This window comes from Bacillota bacterium, from assembly GCA_013178125.1.
Taxonomy (GTDB): domain Bacteria; phylum Bacillota; class SHA-98; order Ch115; family JABLXJ01; genus JABLXL01.
On the sequence record JABLXJ010000001.1, the window covers coordinates 90,277 to 114,732 of the forward strand.

Consider the following 24,456-nt stretch of genomic DNA (forward strand, 5'->3'; position numbering starts at 1 on the left):
TTATTCTTGCAGCATGTAAACAGGGATAATCCAATTCCGTTATACGTTCAAATCAAGGATTTTTGGAAAAGGCGAATTGAGAGTGGCGAGTTGCAACCCGGGGATCAACTCCCTGCAGAGCAGGATTTATGCGAGCAACACGGGGTAAGCCGCATAACCGTGAAACAGGCCATAAATGCATTAGCATCCGAAGGTCTAGTGATCCGTCACCAGGGGCGCGGGACCTTTGTCGCGAGTCGAAAATTTCAACAGGACCTCCTCAGGTTGACGAGCTTCACCGAGGATATGTCCCAACGCGGTTTGATGGCAGGCGCGCGGTTGCTTAGCAAGCAAATAGTTCCTGCAACGTCAGAGCTGGTAAAAAACCTCGGTGTGCTTGAAGGTGGAAAGCTGCTTTGCATAGAGCGTGTCCGACTTGCGAATAACGAACCGTTAGCGCTTGAGACTGTATACTTCCCATACGACCTGTGTCCGGGATTATTGGACGAGGATTTGCAAAGCCAATCAGTTTATAATTTGCTCGAACAAAAATACGGTTTAACCCTTTACAGGGCTGAACAATTCCTGGAGCCAGGTCTCGCCACGGCCCGGGAAGCCCGCCTTTTACAAATCTCCAAAGGGGATGCCGTGCTATTGATCGAGCGTGTCACTTACTTAAAAGATGGACGGCGGGTAGAATTCGCAAAATCAGTCTACCGTGGTGATAAATATAGATTCCACGTCATGTTAGAAAGGCCGACACTGAACCCGTCTAGATAATAACTTATGGGAGTTATTATTTTTCTCTATCTCTAGTCTAGATTATGGAGGGTACTTGAAAGGGCTGCCTCAAAAACATTGAGATACGAGGTGAGATTTAATGGGATATCCCGAATAGATGAAGTAGGCTTATCATGTAGGCTTATCATACTGTCAGGGGAACAGGGTTGTAAAGCCGTAAAAGAAGACTTATGTCCAATGTATATCAGACTGTTAATCTATCAACTTGCGAGGTGTTTACTTTATGAAGCTATCATTCGAGATTTGGCCCAATGATCCATACGCTGAGATGGGAATAGTGGGGGTGCCGATTAACTCTTGGGGGGACAAGCCCATAGAATGGTGCGTCGCAAAGGTCGCTGAATATGGTTATAAGGGCGTCGATTTCTTCTATGATAAGTTCCTGGAGCTGCCACCCGATGAGTACGACAGGGTATCCAAAACGCTCGGGGATTTCGCGGCATCTAAAGGTCTTGAAATCCCGTCAATCGGCGCCCACCATCTGGTTTTAAGTCCACGTGCATGGGAAAGGAAACCGCGAATTCAAACCGTGAAAAGGGCCATAGACCTTGCGGCGTCGATTCGAGCAAAGACCGTCGTTGCCTACATAGCAGGGTATTATAATCCACCGACTTATATGCTTATGTCCCGTAAAGAAGCGACGCGCATATTTGTGGAAATGGTGAAGGAGTGTGCCGAGTATGCAGGTGAGCGCGGACTCACATTTAGCATTGAGCCGCACCAGGAGACCCTTATTAATACACCGGATGCTACGCTTGAGATTATTGATCAGATAGGGCTCGATAACATCAGAGTCACCATAGATTTTGGCGGGCTTGAGCTGGGGATGAAGCCACATATGCCGATACGCGAGGCTTTGTCCAAATTCGGGAAGCTCATTAACCACGTCCACGCCAAGGATATTACCGGTGTCATAGGACGTTGGAATATGTGCTGGTTTGGTGGCGGAATGGTCAACTTTAAGGAATATGCTGATGCGTTTAGAGCGATAGGCTATGATGGATATATTTGTGTAGAGTGGGAGGGTTGGTTCAGAGGAGGGCTCGAAGGCGTCGGTGACATGGCCGGGCACGGCCTCGGGGATTTTGATCGGGTAGCTGTGGAGGCGAAGGAGTTCTTGGAAAGGTATTTTGCGTAGAAAAGCTCTCCCGCACGGGATATATGGATTGAAGGCGGGGTGAGAATGGCATCAGTGGAGGGTAATTTGGCGGTGAATTCGGTTATTGCAACTAAATTAATTTAAAAAGGAGATAACATTCGGGGAGGTAAGCCTAAAATGAAAAGCCTTACAAGGCTAATTACCGTTGTGGTCGCTTGCGTGTTACTGTTGGGGGCCGCCAGCTCTTTAGGGTTTGCCGCCAGTAAGCCCGTTGAGATCACCATCTGGCACATGGAGCAGCCCCCACATAGGGTCAAGCAGTTCCAGGCAACCATCGACAGATTTAACAAAGAAAATCCCGATATCTTTGTCCGGCAACAGGTAATAGACTGGATGGAGGCCTACACCAAAGCCATGGCAGCGATCCAGTCCGGCAATCAACCGGAGCTGCTTTTCACTATCCCGGATTTCACGACAGTTATTAAGCAGTCCGGGGCTGTTCAACCCGTTGATGATATCATCCAAGAACTCAACAAGAAGTATCATTTTATCCAGGCAACCTTGGATCCTTATCACTATGATGGGCACTACTGGGCGGTCCCAACTTATGGAATGGTTCATATGTTGTGGTACCGAAAGGACCTGTTTAAGAAGGCGGGTCTTGATCCGAATTCCCCGCCGAAAACATGGAACGATTTAAAGGCTGCGGCTGCCAAATTAACTAAGGGCAAGATTTACGGCATTGGACTTCCTGCCAGCAAACATATGTATACAGATCAGGCTATATATAGCTTTATGATAACTAACAAAGCTGAGCATATATTCGGACCGGATGGGAAGGTTATTTTCGATAATCCTAGAACTGTGGAGACGTTCGAGTTTTATAAAGAACTCTCCGCATATTCTCCCCCTGATAGCACCAGCTGGAGCTGGGCAGAGCCTCAGCTGGCATTCAATAACGGCACCCTCGCGATGGCCATAGAGAAGGGGCAATTCCTTGGCCCATTCGAGAAGGAATCCGGTGTTTCCTGGGAGAATTTAGGTGGGGCCCCTGTGCCGTGGCCAGCCGACGGACAACGTGGGAGCATATTCTATTCTAATGGGGTAATGCTGCTAACCAAGAACAAGGCTAAGGTAGAAGCCGTGAAGCGTTTCCTCAGCTACTTGTTTGAGCCGGAGGTCAATGGAGAGTGGCTTACGGGAATGGAACCCGGTCTTTTCCTTCCTGTTACTGAAGCAACAAGTGACTCCAAAGCCTTCTGGAAGAACGCGATCGTTGCTAAATACCCTAAGCTTGTAAAGTTGATGATCGAGCAGTCCAGCTATGGGAGGCTATTTGGATTCACACGTGACAAAGTTGATCCCAATATTGGGAAGATATCGGGGCAGAATATTTTAGCTCAAGTAGTCCAAAAGGTGATAGTTGAAAAGATGAGCCCTGATAAAGCGGTGAAATGGGGAGCCGACCAGATGAGGGCGGCAGTAGGACAATAATAAATAGACGCTAGTGCTAGATAACTGCTATGGGATAACCCTATAGCCTGCGGAGGGAGAGACCCCGGGGTATCTCCCTCCGTGTCCATCATACGGGAGCACTTTTGAGTTTAGCTGTTTTGTTGGATATAGCGCTGTTTTGGATATAGCGAAGATAGGTATTTCGCGTTTTTATGCTGCAGAGAAGAGGTGACTTTTATGCCCCAAAATAGAAAGATGGCGGGACGTGGCTTTATAAAGACTCTTACCTCTGATCCAGTCTTCGGTTACCTTCTTGTCCTTCCGATTCTCCTCTGGGTGATTGCTACGGTAGGCTACCCTCTTATTAGCGCTATTTATACAAGTTTTACAAATTTGGGATTCTTAGGCGCTAGTGCTGATTTTATAGGGATCCGCAATTACGCGAGAGTTTTTCAAGATACGAGATTTTGGTCTGCATTTAGTAGAAGCATTGTCTGGACCCTGAGCAATGCTTTGCTCCAGACTATCCTCGGCTTTATGACAGCGCTTATTCTCAATCAGAGGTTTAAAGGTCAGGGATTTGCGAGGATGTGGATTATATTATCGTGGATAGTTCCAACCGTTGTGGTTGCAATAATTTGGCGATGGGTTTTAAGCGGAACCTTTGGGGTTCTAAACTATATTCTTGAAAATTTTGGTCTTGTATCGGATCCTATTAATTTTCTTGGGTCTATTAAATACGCAATGGTTACTTTGATAGGTATAAATTCGTGGCGATGGTTCCCATTTCTATCCATAATAATATTAGCAACCCTCCAAACTATTCCGGAAGATCAGTATGAGGCCGCAGACATCGATGGTGCAGGAGCGCTTCAAAAATTCCTTTATATAACCTTTCCATTTCTCAAACCTACGTTGACGGTTTTGGGCCTGATCGGGACCTTATGGTCTATTAACGTTTTCGATATAATATGGATGCTTACCCAAGGGGGTCCATCGGGTGTGACGACAACCCTTCCTGTTTATATTTACGAAAAAGGATTTAAAGCCTTCGCAATGGGCGAAGCGGCAACGGCGTCGGCGATAATGTTTATCTTTCTTGTTGTCTTTTCTCTGTTATATGTCAGAATTAATAAAATGGGAAAAGAAGAAGCTGCTTGGTGGTAGGTGAGAAATAATGGCGAACGGGGTTAATATAACTCGAATTGTCCGGGAGATCATTAAATATGCTCTGGTCGTAATCATCCTTGTTCTGATTATCGCCCCTTTTTACTGGATTTTTATATCGTCAGTTAAGCCTACGGAGGAATTAATTAGGGCGAAGCCTACATTTATCCCCGAGATTTTTACCTTATCGCATTATCAGGATCTATTCGCTGCTTCTGATTATATTGGTTATCTTCTAAATAGCACTTATGTTGCTCTCGGTACTATGATGATTACCGTTGTCCTAGCTTCTCTGGCGGCGTATAGCGTGTACCGGTGCAAGTATCGCGGAAGGGATCTAATTTTGATGAGCCTCCTTATCTCCTATGTCTTTCCCGGGGCTTTGCTCGTAGTTCCATTGTACAGGATGATGACCAGTTTTCATCTTGTCAATAGCCTTGCAAGCCTCGTTATAGTAAACGTAACCTTCACAGCGCCCTTTAGTGTCTGGCTTCTTCGCAGCTTTTTTCGAACGATACCACAGGAAATAGAGGAAGCGGCCACCATTGATGGAGCTGGAAGATTGAGGGTCTTGTTCAGCATTTTCTTTCCGCTAGCTGCTCCGGGCATCGGGACGGTTGCTATTTATACATTTCTTACTTCATGGACGGAGTATCTATTTGCTAATATCCTGATAGTTGATGACCTGAAGAAGACACTACCAGTAGGGTTGGCACGATTTATAACTCAATATAATGTCGATTGGGGGCTTTTGACTGCTGGAGCTATCGCAACCGCTGTTCCTCCTATAATAGTCTTTGCTATGGTGGGCCGCAACTTTATTAAGGGTCTCACTGCTGGCTCTCTAAAATAGCCTAATCCCAATGTCATCAATATTTCAATTTTCACACTCACGGGAGAGACTGGAGGTATTAGGAGTGTCCTCACTTACCCGATATTTTGAATCAATCGCAGCCGTATTAGAAAAGGTAGCGCGTACCCAGGAACAAAACATGATAAGAGCTGCTGAGCTTATAACTCAAACGATTATTGCGGGTGGTATGGTTCATATTTTTGGTACTGGTCACTCTCACATCCTTGCGGAGGAATGTTTCTATCGTGCCGGGGGAATCGTTCCAGTGAATGCAATGTTAGAAGAATCCCTCATGCTTCACACGGGTGCACTTCAAAGTAGTAGAATTGAGCGCCTAGAAGGTTATGCCAAGATCATTATGGACAAGTATGATATATCAAACGAAGATACAATCATTATTGTTTCAAACTCAGGGAAAAATGCCGTCCCGGTGGAAATGGCTTTAGAGGCCAAAAAGAGGGGTTTGACGGTAATAGCTTTAACATCCCTGGCCCAATCAATCGAAAGTGAACCGAGCCATCCGAGCGGTAAGCGGTTGTTTGACTTAGCGGATGTTATTTTAGATAATTGTGGAGTCTTCGGAGACGCTCTTATGGAGATTGATGGTTTCCCGGGGAAGGTGGGTCCAACTTCAACGATAACAGGGGCCGCAATTCTTCATGGTATTATGTACCTGGCTGTCAAGGAGCTTATGGCTCGCGGGATCACACCGCCTATATTTATGAGTGGGAATATTCCAGGTGGGGATGAGCACAACGAGAAGCTTCTCAAGAAATACAGATTACGCATGAGGCATTTGTAAGGAAGGGACCTCGATGTCAATGCTATTAGGGTTAGATCTCGGCACTCAGGGAGCCAAAGGTTTGCTTATAGATGGTTCCGGGCGTATAAAGGCTTCGAATTTTGCACCTTTCAGTATGGTTACCCCTCATCCTGGTTGGGCCGAGCAGGATCCCCAAGATTGGTGGCGGGCGCTGGTGCAAGTTATAAGGGGGATAATAAGTGAGTCGGGGGAGGACCCTAGCGCGATTGCAGCTATAGGGCTTTCCGGTCACATGCATGGTCCTGCATTGATCGATGAGTCAGGAGCGCCTCTGTGCCCTTGTGTTTTATGGCTTGACACGAGGAGCGAAAAGGAATCGGATTTTATCCTTAAGACTATGGGGCAGGATATCGTGAGAATAACTGGCAATCCTGTGATCTCAGCATATACAGCTCCTAAGCTCCTATGGATAAAAAAGAATTGGCATTCAACCTTCGAGCGTATTAATAAGGTGCTTTTCTCCAAGGATTATGTACGTTTGCACCTCACCGGCGATGTGGCCACGGATTATTCAGATGCCTCGGGCAGCCTATTGTTTGACATTCAAAAGCGTTGCTGGTCACACGACATCCTTGATACCCTGGGAATCCCATACGAGTATATGCCCGATATTAAGGAATCGTTAAACATTGCCGGCAGGGTAAGCGATCGGGCTGCCGCTGAGACGGGGCTTGCCGCCGGGACCCCTGTTGTAGTCGGCGCTGGAGATCTCGCGTGTGGTCTGATCGGGAGCGGGGCGATTGATACAGGCGTTGTCTCTTTAATTATCGGCACTGCTGGCCAGATAATGGCGGTCTCCGATGTGCCCAGCGAAGAGGGTTTCGGGAAGGTATATCATTTCTGCCATGCCGTTCCGGATAAGTACTTCGTGTTGGGGGCACTGCTTTCTGGGGGTATATGCCTGCGATGGTTTAGGGATGTCCTTGGGGTTGGGGAGAAACTGGTTTCAGAATTTGCAGGCCTCGATGCTTATGACCTTTTATCAAAAGAGGCCTCACAAGCGAGACCTGGATCGGAAGGCCTCATATTTATGCCCTATCTTGCCGGAACGGGGACCCCTTATCTTGATTCCAGAGCTCGGGGCGGGTTTATTGGACTCACGCTTCGCCACGGACGGCCTGAGATGGTTCGATCGATAATGGAGGGAATAGCTTATGGGCTTAGGGATTCAATACAGCTTTTCCGGGATGTGGGGTTCTCCATCTCGCAAGTTCGCGTCGCAGGGGGCGGGATCAAGAGCAGACTTTGGAGGCAGATTCTCGCCGAGGTTTTCGCATCGCCCGTGATTCCCCTTGAGACCGTAGATGCTTCTCCCCTTGGCGCTGCGCTGCTTGCGGGCGTGGGGATCGGAATGTATAGATCCTTAGATGAGGCCTCTCAAGCAGTAGTAAGAGTGGGCGAACCTCTGGATCCGATCCCCCGCAATGTAGAGGTTTACGAATCATGTTACAACATATATACATCGCTTTATAGTGCATTGAGGGATTCATTCGCCAGGTGGCCTTCCCCGAGCTAGCCGCGACACATGTGGTAAGAAATACCCGGTCGTGGTGAAGAGGAGTGGACGACGGGGCACCGATAGATACCTTGACGATATCGTGATGTAACCGAATATGGAGCATGAAGACAAGGCCCTTCAAAACAGGGAGAGGTCAAAAGAGAGGAAGATATGCACTTAGAAGCAGCTTAGCACAGTAGATTGGGAAGCGACAGCTACCAGAGGGGAATTTACACATAGAATCGGATTTGACCGCATTGACAGCATTCTTCTGTGGGTGGTAGAATTCATTCAAATAAAACATAAGTAAATTGCTAATGATTTGTGGGGGCCGGATGTGTGCTGGGACTCTCGACAAGGGCTAGGTGGCGAGGTAGGGTGTCCAAGCAATTCAACGCCTGACACGGAGGATGAGGCATGGTATATCATCGAAAAGCGAATAGATCTCACCAGGTCATACCTGAGGATTACGACTTGGCTTAGATAGGCTCGGCCGGAGACTAAAAATGAGGCTGGATAATGGAGTAGGTCTTCTTATCTAGAGAAGGGGAGGGACAGGCCTGATGAACCTTCGGCAACCTTTGGATCCATGATCCAAAAGGTGCCAATTCCTGCCGGCAAGAACGCCGGAGAGATAAGAAGAGGTGGTTCGTTTAAGCCCTCTTCTTAACTGAAGAGGGCTTTTTGTAAGGCTAGTGCCGCCGAGTCTTATATGTTAATAGGTGAGTATACAGGTGATCGACTGATCTGTAATATCTATTGGAAATATCGAAAGGAGGCCCCAAAGAAAATGAGCACAGACACGAAGATAGCCTTTGAGACCATAGCACTTCATGGAGGTCAGGTGCCCGATCCTGCCACGAATGCGAGAGCCGTACCGATCTACCAGACAACTTCATATGTCTTCAATTCTGTAGAACACGCCGCTAACCTATTTGGGTTGAAAGAATTCGGCAACATTTACTCGCGAATTATGAACCCTACAACGGACGTCTTGGAGAAGCGGCTCGCCGCGCTTGAAGGCGGTACCGGCGCCCTTGCAGTCGCTTCCGGCCAGGCTGCCATTACTCTCGCTGTTCTCAACATAACGAGGGCGGGCCAAAATATCGTTTCTACAAGCTATCTTTACGGAGGTACGTATAACCTGTTCCACTACACCTTCGCCAGGCTCGGGATCGAGGTCAGATTCGTGGATTCATCGAACCCGGGGAACTTTGAGAGAGCTGTTGACGAGAACACGCGTCTCCTCTACACCGAATCCGTTGGCAACCCCAAGAATAACGTGGACGATTTTGAGGAGATAGCTCGTATAGCGCATAACCACGGCATACCCTTTTTTGTAGATAATACTGTAACTACACCCTGCCTCTTTCGCCCGTTTGAACACGGAGCAGACGTTATTGTGCACTCCCTCACCAAGTTTATAGGGGGTCATGGCACATCGATAGGCGGGGCCATAGTTGATTCAGGCAAATTTAACTGGAATAACGGGAAGTTCCCGGAGATAACCGAGCCGGATCCGTCATATCACGGGCTAAGCTATTGGGACGCCTTTGGGTTGCATGATAAGGCGGCCGTACCCGGGATAGCCTATATCCTCAAGGCCAGGGTTCAGCTCCTCAGGGATCTCGGACCTTCTCTTTCACCATTTAATTCCTTCCTGTTCCTCCAGGGCCTTGAGACATTACCCCTTCGCATGAAGCAACATTGCCAAAATGCGCTCGAGGTAGCCAAGTGGCTTGAATCTCATCCTGCTGTTTCCTGGGTAAATTATCCTGGGCTTCCGAGCCATCCAGATTATGAGCGTGCAAAGCGGTACCTCCCCAAAGGTCAAGGCGCCATAATCGGGTTTGGCATCAAAGGCGGGCGTGAGGCGGGGATCAAACTGATAAATTCGGTCAAGCTCCTCTCCCATCTTGCTAATATAGGAGACGCCAAGAGCCTCATCATCCACCCGGCATCCACAACACACCAGCAGCTTACCCCCGAGGAACAGCTCTCTACCGGGGTAACGGACGATTTTGTGCGGCTTTCTATAGGTCTTGAGAGCGTGGATGACATTATCGCAGACCTGGATCAGGCCTTGGCGGCGAGTCAGAGATAACGGGTAAGAGACGGGTAAGAGATAAGAGGAAGCGGAGGTGATGCCAAATGAGCGATCCCTTAAACGCCCTTGTCGGCAAGAAACCTAAGCGGTATGATGGCCCCGATTCCCCGCGCTCGGTGGGCTGGACCGAGCCCCTCAGGGTTCGGTTGGCCGATGAGGGTAATCCACTTCCTCTGGACTGTGGGGAGACGATTGCCCCAGTTGATGTTGAATGCGAAATCTACGGGGAGATGAACGAGAATCGTGATAATGTGATACTCATCCTACATGCGCTTTCGGGAGACGCTCATGCGGCAGGCTGGGATGCCAAGGCCGAGGAATACAGCCGCCTGTGGCGTAAGACCCGCCCAGGATGGTGGGATTCAATGGTCGGCCCTGGCAAGGCTTTTGATACCCGAAAATATTGCGTGATATGTTCTAATGTCCTGGGGAGCTGCTATGGGACGACCGGCCCTTCTTCAATAGATCCGGCGACCGGTCGCCCATATGGGCTCCGATTTCCAGTCGTTACTGTGGGAGACTGGGTCAGGCTTCAAGAGCGGCTGGTTACCTATCTAGGGATAGAGCGCCTGTTTGCTGTGGCCGGAGGCTCCCTCGGTGGCCAGCAGGCTCTGGAATGGACTCTCGTATATCCTGGAAGGGCGAGACTGGCCATAATCCTCGCGTCCTCTGCACGGTTAAGCGACCAGGGCCTTGCTTTCAATATGGTAGGACGGCATGCCATCATAAGCGATCCCAGTTTCAATGGCGGTGACTATTACGGAGGGCCAGCTCCAGATCGAGGGCTTGCCATAGCCCGCATGCTGGGCCATATAACTTACCTCTCGGAGGTGTCTATGCACCAGAAGTTCGGACGTCGATACCGGAACGGCAACAACACACCCGGGTTCCACCTGGGGATCGACTTTGAGGTGGAAAGCTACCTCCAGCACCAAGGAGAGGCTTTTGTCGAGAGATTTGACGCCAACAGTTACCTCTATCTAAGCCGGGCCATGGATTACTATGATGCCGCTACATGGGGGGATGGGGATCTCGACAAGGCATGCAGTAGAGCAGATTCGAAGTTCCTCCTGGTATCCTTTTCCTCCGATTGGCTTTATACCCCTGAACAAATGAAGGAATTGGCCCTTGCCCTATGTCGTAACAGAAAACCAGTAACCTATGTCAACATCTCCTCATCATACGGGCATGATGCCTTCCTCCTAGAAGTTGAAAAGCTGGAACCATTAGTGCAGCGCTTTCTCGAGGGGAGGCGGTAAGATGAGCACCAGCACCCGATGGGATCACCAGGTGATTTACGAGATAATCCACGCTGGCTCGTCGGTCCTCGATTTGGGGTGTGGAGACGGGGAACTTCTCTCCAGGCTCATTAATGATAAAGGCGTGCAGGGTCAAGGCGTTGAAAAGGATGTTGAGCGCGTCATGGAATGTGTTGTCAAGGGGGTGCCCGTATATCACGCTGATCTCGATGAGGGCCTAGCGGGATTTCCGGACGGGTTTTTTGACTATGTAGTTCTCGAGAAGACCCTCCAAGTGGTCCATAAGCCGCTTTTCGTCCTCGAGGAGATGCTGCGGGTTGGAAGGGCCGGTATAGTCTGTTTTCCCAATTTCGGTCACCGCGACATCGTGGAGTCCCTTGTGCACACCGGTCGAATGCCGATAACGCCGGTCCTTCCGTACCAGTGGTATGATACCCCCAATATACATCTTTTTACCGTTAATGATTTTCTCGATTGGGCGAGGACAAAGGGCGTTACGGTAGAGCGCGGCCTTTCATGGGCAAACGGAAGAATCCGTCCCTTTGAGGAGAGGGATGCCCTAGAGGCTGAAGAGGTTTTATTTGTGATCTCGCACCTGCGATCAGACAAACCCCACCTATGCGCACCAAGGGGAATTTAAACCGCGCAGAAATTGGAAGAAAATCCAGGGGGAGAGGGGGAGAGGGGCGGACGTCGGGACTCCTTGGCCAAAGAGATGCACATTGACTCCAATTCCTTGCTGGCGATATAATGTAAGCAACTAAATATAATCAAATTACTAACGATTATATGGAGGCCATATAATGAGACTCTCTACGAAGGCAAGATATGGCGTCCGTGCATTGTGTGCGCTGGCACTCATGTCCAAAGACGGCAGCCCTGTTTCGTTGGCTCGCCTCTCGGAACAAGAGAACATATCAAAGGATTACCTTAACCTCATATTCCACAAACTCAGGAAATCCGGGTTCGTCGAGGCGGAAAGGGGGCTCAACGGTGGATTCAAGTTAGCGAAGAGCCCCACCGAGATAACGGTGGCCGCGGTAATTCGTGCCTTAGACGGCCCCATCGCCCCTGTCGGGTGCCTCCTTCCTCCAGGAAAGAGCGCTGCGAGTCGATGCAAGAGGAAAAGCGGGTGTCTGAGTAGGCCGGCGTGGGTGCGTCTTCAACGCCAGATTGAGACTACTTTAGACTCGATTACGATATACTCGCTTATAACGGGTGAAGATCCGACTCCTGCAGGTTTTGATGGATTTAGTATATGAAAAATCAGGTATTTTCACCGATCTTTGTCTCTAACAAGAATCTTTTATCTGAAAGGGGGAAGTGGGTTAGCACCCAATTCCGGAGATTATGTAACAAAGGATCCAACGTTCACAATATTGCTTATAATTGCTCCTAAATGCTTCATGAAAGACCTCGGGGACCATGTGCCTCTACCGGTTTCTACCGGTTCATCCTCGGATTCATCCTCCTCAAAGTTCCTACAGATCACAAGGCGTACCTCCTCGTGCGGAATATGGGCTAATAACTTTCGAGTCATCAAGGCGACAAAAGTTAGAATTGAAGAACTGACGAGAGAACGGTGAACAGGGTGGACATCAGATCGGCTAAGCAGCTATTTTTATGCATTCCTTAAGTCTATAGACTACGGAATTTTTAATTGACAAAACGGGATAGAAAGGAGGAATATTAGGATCGATGTCGAACTAAAGTTTCATAAGAAGATCAAAAGTCCATGAGGTAACATTAATGAAGAGTTTACTCACAGAAGACATGCTTATGATGCGCATCGCTTGGTTGTACTATAACCAGGGGTTGACACAGCGGGAGATCGGTGATCAACTCAATCTTTCGCGAATCAAAGTTCTCCGCTATCTGGCCAAGGCACGGAGACAGGGCGTAATCCAAATCAGGCTTGTGAGCCCACTTTTCAATTGCCTAGCCATCGAAGGTAAGGTCAAAGAAGTGTTCAATTTGAAAGATGTAATGGTTGTTCCTACTCCCAAAGAACGTGATGGACTCAGGAAAGCACTTGGGCTTGCTGGTGCCGTTTATTTGGATAAACTGCTAAAACCAAATATGAGCTTAGGGACGACCTGGGGTTCAACGGTATATGAGGTAGGTATAAATTTAGAGCTAAAGCAATGGCCAGAATTCCGAGTAGTTCAAATGGTAGGGGGTCTAGCCAAAAGTGGTATAGGAATTAATGCCTTCGATATCGCAAAGAACATTGCCGATGCGCTCGGAGGACAATGTATCTATTTACAGGCGCCACTCCTTACCGACACATCGGATACGCGCGCAGTTTTACTAAAAGAGAGTGCTGTACAAAGAACACTAGCCCTCGCACGTACGGTCGATGTAGCTCTAGTCGGGTTAGGGACGGTTTCAAATGAGTCCCCTCTGGTGAAGTCTGGGTTTATTGACTCACTTCAGTTAGATATTCTACGGACTCGCGGTGCGGTAGGAGACACGCTTGGACGATACTTTGATATCCATGGGAACGCAGTTGATAGCGAACTCAACGACCGGATTATCGGATTGGATCTCGAGGATCTGCGAAAGATCAAGTGCGTGACTGCCGTGGCAGGCGGGCCAGATAAAATCGAGACAATTCTAGGAGGCCTACGGGGTGGTTTCATCGACGTACTTATTACTGATGAACAAACCGCTCAGAGTGTTTTAGACATAGAGGGAGCTGGTCTTCACCCCGCATTGAATGGAGGAAGATAATCATGGAAGGCCTATCACACCGTGAAAGAGTTCTATATGCCCTTGAACATAAAAGACCTGACCGAGTACCTATGGACTTAGGCGGCTCGGTGACATTACTTAATGATGCAGCTTACTTTAGATTGATCGAGTTTTTGAAACTGGGAGAACCTGTTAAACCATACCGGCGGGGGAGAACAGCCAATTACTACGATGAGCGAATTTTAGATTACTTAGATATTGATTTCCGTCATGTGTGGCTTCATTCACCAAAGAACTTCATCCCCCAAGTCGATCCAGATGGGACAGTTTATGATGAATGGGGAATTCCATGGCGCCGGGATGTTAAGGGTTTCATAACTATCGCTAGAGCAGTACTTGGAAATGCGAGTTTTGATGAGGTCATAAGACACCCATGGCCTGATGCCTATGGTTATGTCAGGGATGAGGGTGTAAAAGAACGAGCAGACTGGATACGCCAGAACACGGATTATGCTCTGGTAGCAAAACATGTGATTTCCGGAGGCGCCTTAGATTATGGTTGTTTCTTAAGGGGAACCGAACAATTCCTAATTGATCTGTTGATCAATCTTGATATAGTTGAATATATAGTTTCAAAGGTAGTAGAGGTACAGATTGCTCTCTATGATATCCTTCTTTCATCGACAGGTCCTCAAGTGGATATTGTAGAAATGTCGCAAGACTACGGTACCCAGAATGGTCCGCTCATTTCCCCAAAGCTATATCGCCTGGTATTCAAGAAGAGCGATGCCCGAGTAGTTGATTTCATCAAAAGTAAGGCCCCCCAGTCTAAGGTGCTGTTACATAGTTGTGGTTCAATTGTTGATCTAATTGATGATTTCATAGACGTCGGAATCGATATCATTAATCCTGTACAACCGTTTGCAGCTGGAATGGACCATGCCAACCTAAAGAAACGCTATGGCAATCGTATTTGTTTTCACGGCGGCATTGATATCCAGAGAATTCTACCGGGCGACATCTCCGTTCTTCGGCGGTTTGTTGCTGAAACGATTAACACATTAGGAAGTGGTGGGGGCTACATATTAGCCCCGGCCAATAATATCCAAGGGGATACGCCACCCGAAAATATCGTATCTATGTATAGGACAGCCAAGGAAATGCGTTTGGGGAAAGACTGATATTCCTACTATTGTGTTGGAATACATATCTTTTGTTTAGACCTACCTGTTACGGCATTAGTTAACCGCTAGGAGGTGATTCCCTCAGGGAGTGCTCAAATCACTATAATACAAATATATGACGCCTATGGGGTCCAGGTTGAGAGGTATTAAGATTCTGGACGAAAGCGGTTGAGGATGATGCTGGTTCGGGAGATTTATGGGAGGGAGCAGGTTGCATAATTTCGAAAGGCCTTTCGTTCTGGCGGTTGATGCAGGTACTGAGAGTGTTCGAGCATCGATATTTGATGTAACCGGACAGCTTGTTATTTTTCATGTGAGTGAGTATCCGGTTAATTTCCCTAGGCCTGGCTGGGCAGAGCAAAGCCCAGATGACTGGTGGCGGGCCATGGTTTGGGCTGTAAGGGGAGCAATAAACAAGAGCGGGCTAAAAGCTGAAGATATAGCTGCGCTGGGTCTTGATACCACTTGTTGTAGCGTCGTCTTTATGGATTCAAAGCGCAAAAGAGTTCTGAGACCGTCTTTAATCTGGATGGACGTCAGAGCAACCGAGCAAGCAAAAAGGATAGCCGCCACCGGTAACCAGGCACTCAAGTATAATGGCTGGACTGGTGTATCGCCCGAATGGATGCCGTGTAAGGTACTGTGGGTCAAGGAGAATGAGCCAGACATCTATACACAAGCTGATACTATCTTTGAATACCTTGACTGGATGATCTATCGCTTGACCGGCAGAATAACTGCTAGTATCAATAATACCACTGTTCGCTGGTATTATAACCGGAGGGAAGGAGGCTGGCCTGAGGATTTTTATGAGGAGATTGGTCTGCTCGACGCCTTAGATAGGTTCCCTGGAGTTATTCTTAATATGGGCGAACCTGTAGGTGAGCTGCTTCCTGAAGTGGCCGAAGAACTAGGGTTGAAAGCGGGTATCCCGGTGGCAGAAGGCGGGGCTGATGCCTATGTGGCCACGTTGGGCCTTAACATAGTTCAGCCGGGACGACTGGCCCTTATCACTGGCTCTTCACATATGCAGCTAGGCCTGACAAGAGAACAGTCGCATCATAAGGGTATTTTTGGGGCCTTTCCAGATGCGACTATTCCGGGTTATTCAGTAGTAGAGGGTGGGCAGATTTCGTCAGGTTCTATCCTAAAGTGGTTTCGTCAGAATTTCCTAGGCGCGCAGGAGGCCGAAGCCCGAGCAGCGGGGATTTCTGTATATAGAATGCTCGATGAACAAGCGGCTCAACTTCCGCCGGGGTCAGAAGGGATAATCGTTCTCGATTATTGGCAAGGCAATCGTACCCCATGGGTTGATCCTGAGGCCAGAGGGGTATTCTGGGGTTTAAGCTTGAAGCATAAACCGGCCAACCTATACAGGGCGATCATGGAAGGGGTGGCTTACGGGACACACCACATTCTCTCTACGTGGAGGACAGCAGGTTTTGAAATTGGAGAGGTTTACGCTTGCGGTGGCGCTACACAAAGTCCACTCTGGCTGCAGATACATGCTGATGTGGCTAACGTGCCAATTCACTTGACCCGTGTTCAAGAGGCTGCTTCACTTGGTTCTGCTGTGCTCGCAGCGGTAGCGGCTGGGATATATCCAAGTACAACTGAAGCTGCCGACAAAATGGTGACAGTCGTTCGAACGGTTTATCCCGATGCCCAAAGACACGAGGAATATCAGTTTTTCTATGAGCAGTATGTCCAAACCTATTTACAGCTAAAAGGCTTAATGCATAGCGTAACAAGGTATGTGGCGAAGACCAAGGAAAACGCACAAGAGTGAGGGTTATCAATTACCTTTACGAGGGGGGATTAATCAAATGATAAAGGTGGAGGAACTAACTGAGCGTTCGTTCGAAGAGTTTGGTACATTTTTTAACCCTGGCGACTGTGGTCCAGCCCTTGGAGATCAGCTCGGACCAATTAAGTTTTATCCTGACAGAATCGTTCAGCAGTTTGTTCCCTCAAACTATATCGCAATAAGCTCACTGGTTATAGAACCTAGGCCTTTCGAAATAACCCTTGCTGAAATTCATGAAAACACGGAAGAAGTATTCGGGGGTTTCGCGCAAGACGTCTATTTCTTCGTAGGTGCGCCCGATAGGAAAGAGCCATCAGCAAGAGATCTGAGAGCATTTCGATTGCCTACTGGTTGGTGGGTGCGGCTAAAGCGGCATGTATGGCATCACGCTCCATTTGTGGCTGGGAGAGAGCCCGCCGTTGGGATAGTCATTTTACCGCCTTGGACATATTCCAACGATTGCATTGTTGTCCAACTTGACGAACCGGTTACGTTGAGTTTGGGTGACTATCGTCGCCCCACCATATAGGGCCTTCTGCTGCTTAAGTAGCCCTTATTGATCACCTCTTTAACATAATCTTACATGTAGGCCTGTTGCACTGGGCTGCCACGGATCGAGCATATTCCTAGGGTCTAATAGACCATAACCAACTGGAAGTGAGGTGGTTTAGGGACCGATTTCAGAGGAGAGAAGATCTCTATCCATACGACAGTTGGATTCAGAAAGGAGTGTTATTTATGAAGAAGTCGATTTCAATCCTGATCATTGTGGCTTTACTAGCGATTTCTGTGGTTCAGGTCGGATTAGCTGAGAAAAAATATACCATCGCCACCGTCGTTAAGCTTAGCGGTGTTCAGTGGTTTGATCGCATGGAAATGGGTGTTAAAAGATTTGCTAAGGATACGGGACACCGAGCTTTTCAGGTCGGCCCGCAAAAGGCAGATGCCGCTTTACAAGTACAAGTAATTGAAGATCTAATTGCTCAACGCGTCGATGCAATCTGTGTCGTTCCTGTTTCTACAGAAGCTTTGGAGCCAGTCTTAAAAAAAGCTCGAGAGAATGGGATTGTTGTTATTAGCCATGAGGCTTCCGACTTGAAAAACATCGATTATGATATTGAGGCATTTGATAATGCTGCGTATGGTGCTCACCTAATGGATCAGCTAGCCTTACGTATGGGCAAGAAAGGGGAATATGCTGTCTTCGTAGGGGGGCTAACTGCGAAAACGCATAACGAGTGGGTCGACGCCGCAATAGAGCGCCAAAAGAAGATGTACCCTCAAATGAAACTTGCAACGGGAAAGGTTGAATCATTTGAAGACCAACAGAATGCTAATGCGAGGATGAAAGAACTGATTAAAGCATATCCAAATCTAAGAGGTGTCCAGGGTAGTTCTTCAAATGATGCTCCGGGAGCTGGGCTTGCCGTAGAGGAGATGGGGTTACAAGATAAGATCACCGTGGTCGGAACGAGCTTAGTATCCATTTGTAGGCAATATCTGAAAAGCGGTGCGGTGGATTTAATTAGTTTCTGGGATCCAGCGGATGCTGGCTATGCTATGAATAAACTCGCGGTGATGGTATTGGAGGGCAAGAAGGTAACTAATGGTTATGATCTCGGCATTCCGGGATATAACAAAGTCAAGGTGAACGGGAAGGTTATATACGGTCAAGCCTGGATAGACGTGACTAAAGATAATATGAATGAGTATAATTTCTAGATAAGTCACGGGTAGGTAGTTAAGATGAGAACCAACAGAGCGTCCTAACTGCCTACCCCGACCCTCCAGGGAGGCACCCGGGAAGTGGGGAAGGATAAGGGGAGTTATGAGTGAACAATTCTTATTAGTTAGAGACATATGCAAATCATTTTCTGGAGTTGAAGCCCTAAAAGGGGTCAGTCTTACAATAAACCGGGGCGAAGTTCAATGCTTGATAGGGGAGAACGGTTCTGGTAAATCAACTCTCATTAAAGTAATTGCGGGCGTGGTGACTCCGGATCATGGAGAAGTCATAATTAATGGGAAATCGTATAGGCAATTGCGTCCTATCGATTCGATTCGAGAAGGCATCCAGGTTATCTATCAAGATTTTTCCCTATTCCCCAACCTCACAGTAGCTGAAAATATCGCATTAAGCCATGAGCTGGAGTTAAATAAGCATTTCGTCAATTGGAAAGAAGTCTACAGAATCTCAGAAAATGCCATTCAAAGAATAGATGTTGAACTAGATCCAGTCGCAAGGGTAGAAAATCTCTCGGTTGCAGATAAACAATTAATTGCCATCGCAAGGGCCCTCACACAGAACGCTAAGCTCATCATAATGGATGAACCTACAAGCACTTTAACCCGACGGGAGGTAGAGTCTCTTTTTAGAGTTATCAAGAATTTGAAAACAACAGGTGTATCAGTGTTATTTGTTAGTCATAAACTAAACGAAGTGTTGGAGATCGCTGATCGAATATGCGTCTTGAGAAATGGAACTAAAGTTGCTGATGGAGCGGCTCAGGATTTTGATAGGATTAAGCTTATATACTTTATGACCGGGCGTCAGATAAGGGAGGTTGCATACGAATATAAAAAAGATCGGGAAAGGGAAGGCAGTGTACTGAGGGTGCAGGGTCTTACTAGTAAAGGTCGGTTCGCCGATGTTTCATTTGAGTTGTGGCCAGGCGAAATCGTCGGAATTACTGGTCTCCTTGGTTCCGGGCGCACAGAGGTTGCAATGGCGTTATTTGGATTGCAGCCCGCCGATGCCGGGGATATCTATGTTAATGGTAGACTCCAGAGAATTAAAAACGTTCAGGACGCAATAAACAGTGGAATTGCCTATGTCCCTGAAGACCGGCTAACGCAAGGTCTTTTTCTTGAGCAGCCAATTGGTAGAAACATCATTGTCTGTATTCTTCATAAGCTGATGACAAGGCTAAAGCTTATTGATGAGAGAAGGGTGGATATTGAAATCCATAAATGGATAGAAAAGTTAAGGATCTCAACTCGTTCTACATATCTACCCGTCAAAACCCTATCTGGTGGCAACCAACAGCGTGTACTTTTAGCCAAATGGCTTGCAACCACGCCCCAGATTCTTATTCTAAACAGCCCAACAGTTGGGGTTGATGTGGGTTCAAAGGAGGCGATCTATAATATTATCAAACAGCTAGCTGACCAGGGTATAAGTATTCTAATAATCTCAGACGACATTCCTGAGATTCTGCAGAATTGCAATCGTGTTCTATTAATGCGGAAGGGCCGCATTATTGAGGAGTTCCCGGCAAGTAGCGTTAACGAAAACGAACTAGCTCAAAAACTTCTCGACGCTTAAAAGGATGTGACTACATAGTAGTGAATGAGAGGCCGTTTGCGGCGGTGAAAACACGGGGGAAGTTATAATGGTAAAGAAGGCTTTCATGGAGAATGAATTCCTCGTTGCTCTAGTAATAATTGGAGTTTCATTGGCAATCGGGATATCCAATAGGGCATTTTTCACGGTGGCCAACTTATTCGACCTCCTAAAGAACAGCGTTATAATGGGTATATTTGCCATTGGTGTATTTATTGTCATCGTCTCCGGGGGAATTGATGTATCATTTACTGCCATTGCTGTATTTTCCCTATATGTCACTAATAAGGTTCTCGTTGGGCTAAATTATCAAGGAACGATCCTATTAGCCTTTTTGATTTCAGCGGGTATCGGAACATTGCTAGGGATATTCAATGCGATATTCATTTCTCTTTATAAGATTCCTACACTGATCGTCACCCTTGGTACACAAAGTATATATAGAGGTTTCTTGCTAGCCTTTATAGGGACTACCTTAATTCAGGACCTTCCATCCGGATTAATCGGGTTTTCTAAAACCTACATTCTTAAGGCTACCACGCCAAACGGTGGAATTATGGGTTTGCCTATCGCTATAATTCTACTGATATCTATCGTTTTCCTCTGCTGGTTATTACTTGATTATACTATGCTAGGAAGAGGCATTTACGCTCTTGGAGGTGATCGTACCGCCGCGGAAAGGGCGGGATTTAATGTAAGGACGATCGAGTTCTTTATCTATGGCTTCGTCGGCTTCCTATGTGGTATAGCGGGAATAATCCATTCTTCTTTTGCAAGAGTGGCTAACCCCTTTGATCTTGTAGGGAATGAGCTAAACGTCATAGCTGCTGTTGTACTAGGAGGAACAAAGATCACGGGTGGCCATGGTACGGTATTGGGAACAGTATTAGGGGTATTTTTAGTTGTTTTAGTCAATAATAGTCTGATCCTGCTTGGGGTGCCCTCTTATTGGCAGAAGGCAGTTATTGGGCTACTAATTCTTATAGGGACAGCGCTTCCAGCTTATAAATTTAATAGAAGTACTAGCCGGCTCGGAATAGAAGTCCACTGAAGTTTATTTATTATCATAGAGGGGATTGCTTACCCATGAATAAATATTTAGCGAGAAATCTCTTGAAAGACAATTGTTTGCCTGGGCAGTTTAACATATTCAGTTTGACAAGGAGGGATGGTAATCTTAGACGACTATTATTAATTACAGTTATCATTTTCATATCGATGAGTGTTCTTAGTCCAAAGTTATTTCTTACCCTACGGAACTTCACTTCAATGTCATTTCAGTTTCCAGAGTTGGGCATTCTAGCAATGGCAATGATGGTCACGATGCTTACTGGGGGAATTGATCTTTCAGCGGTTGGGATAGCAAATCTATCGGGTATCATTGCTGCGTTGATTTTGACATCAGACTCTGTTACCGGAGCCTTCGGTAATAGTGCTATCGCTACAATTATATTATTGGCAATTATTGTGTCTGCTATCATGGGGGTAGTATGTGGTTTGCTGAATGGGTTATGTATTTCAAAGATCGGTATCACGCCGATCCTGGCGACATTGGGGAGCATGCAGATTTTTACGGGTATTGCTATAGTTATTACAAGGGGAAGCGCCATTTATGGTTTTCCCGATCAATTCTCGTTTGTCGGCAACGGAAATATTTGGATTTTTCCTATGCCTTTGATCATTTTTGTAATATTATCGGCCTTGTTTGCGATTATGTTAAATAAAACGACGTTCGGGCGCAAGCTATACATGATGGGGAGCAATCCGGTTGCGGCGGTTTTTTCGGGAATTAATAATACCCAGATGTTAATTAGGACTTACATCCTGAGTGGATTTCTGTCTGCCATGGCTGGCATTGTTATGATTGCCCGGACTAATTCTGCTAAAGCCGATTACGGTACTTCATATGTCTTGCAGGCTATACTCGTTGTTGTGTTAGGAGGAGTAAATCCGAGTGGAGGTTTCGGAACAGTTTCAGGGTTAGTGTTAGCAATGCTTTGCCTCCAATTTCTGTCAAGCGGTTTCAATATGTTGCACTTTAGCAATTTCTTCAAGGAATTTGTATGGGGGGCCGTTCTAGTTGCGGTGATGGTACTTAATTATTATAGCAATACTGGGAGATCCAGTTTCAGGCGCATAACCAAGGGTCTAAAGTGATCTCCCGCAACCGGTGTAGTTGGGTGAAAACCTTAGCATACTTGTCGTGCTCACCAGTCAGAAACTCGCAATACCTCTGGATAAAATCGCGAATGACGTTCTCGGCACCCCGCCCGGCGCCGCTTGATTTAAGGAGTTCCCCTGCTATGCGGATTTGCGCGTTCCCGAACGCGATCACCGTGGATGATGGGGATACCTGCATTTCAACTTTGGCTGGTATGAGAAAGCGCCTGACTTCAGCTTCCGTACTAGCTGGCACAGCTACACCTTTCCGCACTGACTGCTCGTACAGGAATTCCTGCTGCGTTAGATGCTTTTGTACCCGATCCTTGACCTCCGGTCCGGGCTGGTGCAGATAGCCTTCAGTGCATAATCGGCTTCGAAAAGCACTTTACCCAAAACCGACTCCCGCGGCACGTCCATGAACTTTAGGTCCATCTGCGGGGTTGGAACATTGTATAGCTTTTGCAGGAGTTCATGGGAAAAGGTGAGCATGTGGAAGAGCTTCGTTCCCATGGCATTGGCGATGAAAGCCGATCTCTGGTCCTCTACATAATGGGGTTGTAGGGCCGCAGCTCGATACAAGAGCAACGGGCCTGTTCGTTTTCGGACAAGTTATATGCAGCCCGCCTCTCTCAACCCTATCTCTCCTGCTATCACTACTTGCCTCCCTTCCTTCTTTGCCCTGGTCGAAGCCAGGCTTGACATGTTGATCAGATCGCTGACTGTATATGGCTCAAAATCTCCCTGCCGAGGAGAAGCCCGCCGACCCCCGGCCACACCTGCAGAAGCTGCCACTTTAATTCCAAGGGGCCATTTTTCTTCAGAAATCGCATTTACCATTCGCAAGGCGAGCTTCCTGGCTTCTTCTAGAGATTTCACGGTTACAACTACAAATTCATCACCTGCGTACCGAAATAGATAATCGAAGCCCTCTTCAACTAGGCTACCCAAAACCTTCGCCACCCTGCACAGGATCTCATCGCCCACCACATGCCCCAGTTCCTTGTCAACTGCACCGAAGTTGTCCAGATCCAAAAAGATAATTGCAATCTCCTTCCCATCCTGCAGAAGTTCCAGGGCTTTCCGCTGGATAAACTCTGCTTTATGCAGTCCCGTAAGAGCATCTATGTACTTTCCGAGCTCAGCGTAAAGGAGTGATTTCGTCACTACCCCAACCGGATAGTCTCCATCCACCACCACGAGTCGCTCGATACAGTGTCGCTCAACTAGCTCCTTTGCCTCCCAAAGCGAGCACGTGTGGGGTATAGTCACCACTTCCTTAGTCATCGCATCCGCTATAAGCCGATTGGGATGACAACGTCTTATATCGCGTGAGGTTATAATCCCCACAAGCCGCCTGCCTTCTACAACCGGAAGCCCTCCGATTTTGGTCCTCTCCATAAGATTGGCTACTCGTGCCACTGAATCCTCAGGCTTAACCGTTACAAGCTCTTTAGTCATGATCTCTCCTACGGTCTGCATTACAAATCCACCGCCCGGTTTACCTGAATTACGATATTCACCTGAGCCTTTACAACCGCCTGTTCATCAGATACGCGTTCACATTCCTCCAAGAGGATGGGCAGGAGCTTCTCCGCCGGTAACAACTTCAAAAGAGATCTTTTCAATACGGCAGCTTCAAACACGTGGTGCTCGATCCTGATGATTTCATACTGTTCTGGGGAGAGGGCGTCTACCATCCTGCGCACGGCTTCGGGCCCGATGGGGGCCTTTTTCCCTACAAGTAAGGCGTCCTGCATGGGTGGGATCTCGAATTCTGACAACCTTATGGTCATCTCCGCTTTGCGGAGAGGTTCCGAACCACGCAAATAGGATCCTGTCTTGGAAGACATACATCAATCGCCTCCCTCTTGAATCTAAACAAAGCTTAACCTAACCGCTTCAACAATTTATACTATATGTCTAGCTAATTGAGGTTTAAAAAGAAGAACGCGCTTCCAAATGATAGCCCGAGTCCCTATATCGCCTTCGTAACCAGTTTTTTTTTATTTTATCACATATACCGTTGACATGCTACCTACTACAACAACCAGGGGTTGATACAGCGCGAGATGGGTGATCAACTTAATCTTTCGTGAATCAAAGTTCTCCGCTATCTGGTTAAGGTACGGAAACAGGGTGTAATCCAAATCAGGCTTGTGAGCCCACCTTTCAATTGCTTAGCCATCGAAGGTAAAATCAAAGAATTGTTCAATTTGAGAGATAC

The 24,456-nt window shown here is 47.3% G+C and carries 23 protein-coding genes and 1 riboswitch; of the genes, 19 read left to right on the forward strand and 4 right to left on the reverse strand.

Features of this window, described 5'->3' with window-relative positions; all coding sequences use genetic code 11:
* Window positions 1–6: 6 nt before the first annotated feature.
* From HPY71_00440 to HPY71_00530, 19 genes are all read left to right on the forward strand, one after another.
* Window positions 7–759, forward strand: a complete 753-nt coding sequence (locus tag HPY71_00440; protein ID NPV51977.1) for a GntR family transcriptional regulator — start codon at window positions 7–9, stop codon at window positions 757–759.
* Window positions 760–1,003: 244 nt separating this feature from the next.
* The gene (locus HPY71_00445) at window positions 1,004–1,918 is read left to right on the forward strand and encodes a sugar phosphate isomerase/epimerase (protein NPV51978.1); all 915 of its coding nucleotides are present in this window, start codon (window positions 1,004–1,006) and stop codon (window positions 1,916–1,918) included.
* A 252-nt stretch (window positions 1,919–2,170) separates the two neighbouring features.
* A complete protein-coding gene (locus HPY71_00450) occupies window positions 2,171–3,373 on the forward strand; it encodes an extracellular solute-binding protein (GenBank protein ID NPV51979.1) in 1,203 nt (400 codons plus the stop codon).
* A gap of 198 nt (window positions 3,374–3,571) precedes the next feature.
* Window positions 3,572–4,501 carry a sugar ABC transporter permease gene (locus HPY71_00455; protein ID NPV51980.1) on the forward strand — a complete coding sequence of 310 codons (930 nt, stop codon included), beginning with the start codon at window positions 3,572–3,574 and terminating at the stop codon, window positions 4,499–4,501.
* A 10-nt stretch (window positions 4,502–4,511) separates the two neighbouring features.
* Entirely contained in the window at window positions 4,512–5,354 is an 843-nt protein-coding gene (locus tag HPY71_00460) for a carbohydrate ABC transporter permease (GenBank protein NPV51981.1), read from the forward strand.
* Between the two features lie 64 nt (window positions 5,355–5,418).
* Window positions 5,419–6,156 carry an SIS domain-containing protein gene (locus HPY71_00465; protein ID NPV51982.1) on the forward strand — a complete coding sequence of 246 codons (738 nt, stop codon included), beginning with the start codon at window positions 5,419–5,421 and terminating at the stop codon, window positions 6,154–6,156.
* 13 nt (window positions 6,157–6,169) lie between these two features.
* Entirely contained in the window at window positions 6,170–7,693 is a 1,524-nt protein-coding gene (xylB, locus tag HPY71_00470) for a xylulokinase (protein NPV51983.1), read from the forward strand.
* 513 nt (window positions 7,694–8,206) lie between these two features.
* A riboswitch (SAM riboswitch) is annotated at window positions 8,207–8,316 on the forward strand.
* A 149-nt stretch (window positions 8,317–8,465) separates the two neighbouring features.
* Window positions 8,466–9,779 carry an O-acetylhomoserine aminocarboxypropyltransferase/cysteine synthase gene (locus HPY71_00475; GenBank protein NPV51984.1) on the forward strand — a complete coding sequence of 438 codons (1,314 nt, stop codon included), beginning with the start codon at window positions 8,466–8,468 and terminating at the stop codon, window positions 9,777–9,779.
* A 47-nt stretch (window positions 9,780–9,826) separates the two neighbouring features.
* Window positions 9,827–11,041, forward strand: coding sequence for a homoserine O-acetyltransferase (locus tag HPY71_00480; GenBank protein NPV51985.1), 1,215 nt, complete (start codon window positions 9,827–9,829; stop codon window positions 11,039–11,041).
* Window position 11,042: 1 nt separating this feature from the next.
* Window positions 11,043–11,681 (forward strand): methionine biosynthesis protein MetW, encoded by a 639-nt coding sequence (gene metW / locus HPY71_00485; protein ID NPV51986.1) that lies wholly within the window; start codon window positions 11,043–11,045, stop codon window positions 11,679–11,681.
* A gap of 163 nt (window positions 11,682–11,844) precedes the next feature.
* Window positions 11,845–12,303, forward strand: coding sequence for an Rrf2 family transcriptional regulator (locus HPY71_00490; protein ID NPV51987.1), 459 nt, complete (start codon window positions 11,845–11,847; stop codon window positions 12,301–12,303).
* Window positions 12,304–12,790: 487 nt separating this feature from the next.
* Window positions 12,791–13,774, forward strand: coding sequence for a sugar-binding transcriptional regulator (locus tag HPY71_00495; protein NPV51988.1), 984 nt, complete (start codon window positions 12,791–12,793; stop codon window positions 13,772–13,774).
* A 2-nt stretch (window positions 13,775–13,776) separates the two neighbouring features.
* Entirely contained in the window at window positions 13,777–14,916 is a 1,140-nt protein-coding gene (locus tag HPY71_00500; GenBank protein ID NPV51989.1) for a uroporphyrinogen decarboxylase, read from the forward strand.
* A gap of 199 nt (window positions 14,917–15,115) precedes the next feature.
* Window positions 15,116–16,708, forward strand: coding sequence for a xylulose kinase (locus tag HPY71_00505; GenBank protein NPV51990.1), 1,593 nt, complete (start codon window positions 15,116–15,118; stop codon window positions 16,706–16,708).
* A gap of 37 nt (window positions 16,709–16,745) precedes the next feature.
* Window positions 16,746–17,255: a hypothetical protein gene (locus HPY71_00510; GenBank protein NPV51991.1), complete on the forward strand. Its 510-nt coding sequence runs from the start codon at window positions 16,746–16,748 to the stop codon at window positions 17,253–17,255.
* A gap of 209 nt (window positions 17,256–17,464) precedes the next feature.
* Window positions 17,465–18,448, forward strand: coding sequence for an autoinducer 2 ABC transporter substrate-binding protein (locus HPY71_00515; GenBank protein NPV51992.1), 984 nt, complete (start codon window positions 17,465–17,467; stop codon window positions 18,446–18,448).
* A 106-nt stretch (window positions 18,449–18,554) separates the two neighbouring features.
* Window positions 18,555–20,051 (forward strand): sugar ABC transporter ATP-binding protein, encoded by a 1,497-nt coding sequence (locus HPY71_00520; GenBank protein ID NPV51993.1) that lies wholly within the window; start codon window positions 18,555–18,557, stop codon window positions 20,049–20,051.
* A gap of 67 nt (window positions 20,052–20,118) precedes the next feature.
* Window positions 20,119–21,120: an ABC transporter permease gene (locus HPY71_00525; GenBank protein ID NPV51994.1), complete on the forward strand. Its 1,002-nt coding sequence runs from the start codon at window positions 20,119–20,121 to the stop codon at window positions 21,118–21,120.
* Between the two features lie 35 nt (window positions 21,121–21,155).
* A complete protein-coding gene (locus tag HPY71_00530; GenBank protein ID NPV51995.1) occupies window positions 21,156–22,226 on the forward strand; it encodes an ABC transporter permease in 1,071 nt (356 codons plus the stop codon).
* Here HPY71_00530 and HPY71_00535 read toward each other — a convergent pair.
* From HPY71_00535 to HPY71_00550, 4 genes are read right to left on the reverse strand one after another with little or no spacing between them, the layout of a single operon-like run.
* The gene (locus HPY71_00535) at window positions 22,198–22,503 is read right to left on the reverse strand and encodes a hypothetical protein (GenBank protein ID NPV51996.1); all 306 of its coding nucleotides are present in this window, start codon (window positions 22,501–22,503) and stop codon (window positions 22,198–22,200) included. The genes HPY71_00530 and HPY71_00535 overlap by 29 nt on opposite strands.
* A gap of 29 nt (window positions 22,504–22,532) precedes the next feature.
* Window positions 22,533–22,817, reverse strand: a complete 285-nt coding sequence (locus HPY71_00540) for a hypothetical protein (GenBank protein NPV51997.1) — start codon at window positions 22,815–22,817, stop codon at window positions 22,533–22,535.
* Window positions 22,818–22,841: 24 nt separating this feature from the next.
* Window positions 22,842–23,711, reverse strand: coding sequence for a CBS domain-containing protein (locus HPY71_00545; GenBank protein ID NPV51998.1), 870 nt, complete (start codon window positions 23,709–23,711; stop codon window positions 22,842–22,844).
* Window positions 23,711–24,082 carry a hypothetical protein gene (locus HPY71_00550; GenBank protein NPV51999.1) on the reverse strand — a complete coding sequence of 124 codons (372 nt, stop codon included), beginning with the start codon at window positions 24,080–24,082 and terminating at the stop codon, window positions 23,711–23,713. The genes HPY71_00545 and HPY71_00550 overlap by 1 nt, the downstream gene beginning before the upstream one ends.
* Window positions 24,083–24,456 lie beyond the last annotated feature (374 nt).

What these genes read in the sequence shown, in the direction of transcription:
- HPY71_00445 (NPV51978.1), top strand. Translation starts at nt 1,004, where the DNA reads ATGAAGCTATCATTCGAGATTTGGCCCAATGATCCATACGCTGAGATG.
- HPY71_00450 (NPV51979.1), top strand. Translation starts at nt 2,171, where the DNA reads ATGGAGCAGCCCCCACATAGGGTCAAGCAGTTCCAGGCAACCATCGAC.
- HPY71_00455 (NPV51980.1), top strand. Translation starts at nt 3,572, where the DNA reads ATGCCCCAAAATAGAAAGATGGCGGGACGTGGCTTTATAAAGACTCTT.
- HPY71_00460 (NPV51981.1), top strand. Translation starts at nt 4,512, where the DNA reads ATGGCGAACGGGGTTAATATAACTCGAATTGTCCGGGAGATCATTAAA.
- xylB (NPV51983.1), top strand. Translation starts at nt 6,170, where the DNA reads ATGTCAATGCTATTAGGGTTAGATCTCGGCACTCAGGGAGCCAAAGGT.
- HPY71_00475 (NPV51984.1), top strand. Translation starts at nt 8,466, where the DNA reads ATGAGCACAGACACGAAGATAGCCTTTGAGACCATAGCACTTCATGGA.
- HPY71_00480 (NPV51985.1), top strand. Translation starts at nt 9,827, where the DNA reads ATGAGCGATCCCTTAAACGCCCTTGTCGGCAAGAAACCTAAGCGGTAT.
- metW (NPV51986.1), top strand. Translation starts at nt 11,043, where the DNA reads ATGAGCACCAGCACCCGATGGGATCACCAGGTGATTTACGAGATAATC.
- HPY71_00490 (NPV51987.1), top strand. Translation starts at nt 11,845, where the DNA reads ATGAGACTCTCTACGAAGGCAAGATATGGCGTCCGTGCATTGTGTGCG.
- HPY71_00495 (NPV51988.1), top strand. Translation starts at nt 12,791, where the DNA reads ATGAAGAGTTTACTCACAGAAGACATGCTTATGATGCGCATCGCTTGG.
- HPY71_00500 (NPV51989.1), top strand. Translation starts at nt 13,777, where the DNA reads ATGGAAGGCCTATCACACCGTGAAAGAGTTCTATATGCCCTTGAACAT.
- HPY71_00505 (NPV51990.1), top strand. Translation starts at nt 15,116, where the DNA reads ATGGGAGGGAGCAGGTTGCATAATTTCGAAAGGCCTTTCGTTCTGGCG.
- HPY71_00510 (NPV51991.1), top strand. Translation starts at nt 16,746, where the DNA reads ATGATAAAGGTGGAGGAACTAACTGAGCGTTCGTTCGAAGAGTTTGGT.
- HPY71_00515 (NPV51992.1), top strand. Translation starts at nt 17,465, where the DNA reads ATGAAGAAGTCGATTTCAATCCTGATCATTGTGGCTTTACTAGCGATT.
- HPY71_00520 (NPV51993.1), top strand. Translation starts at nt 18,555, where the DNA reads ATGAGTGAACAATTCTTATTAGTTAGAGACATATGCAAATCATTTTCT.
- HPY71_00525 (NPV51994.1), top strand. Translation starts at nt 20,119, where the DNA reads ATGGTAAAGAAGGCTTTCATGGAGAATGAATTCCTCGTTGCTCTAGTA.
- HPY71_00530 (NPV51995.1), top strand. Translation starts at nt 21,156, where the DNA reads ATGAATAAATATTTAGCGAGAAATCTCTTGAAAGACAATTGTTTGCCT.
- HPY71_00545 (NPV51998.1), bottom strand. Translation starts at nt 23,711, where the DNA reads ATGCAGACCGTAGGAGAGATCATGACTAAAGAGCTTGTAACGGTTAAG.
- HPY71_00550 (NPV51999.1), bottom strand. Translation starts at nt 24,082, where the DNA reads ATGTCTTCCAAGACAGGATCCTATTTGCGTGGTTCGGAACCTCTCCGC.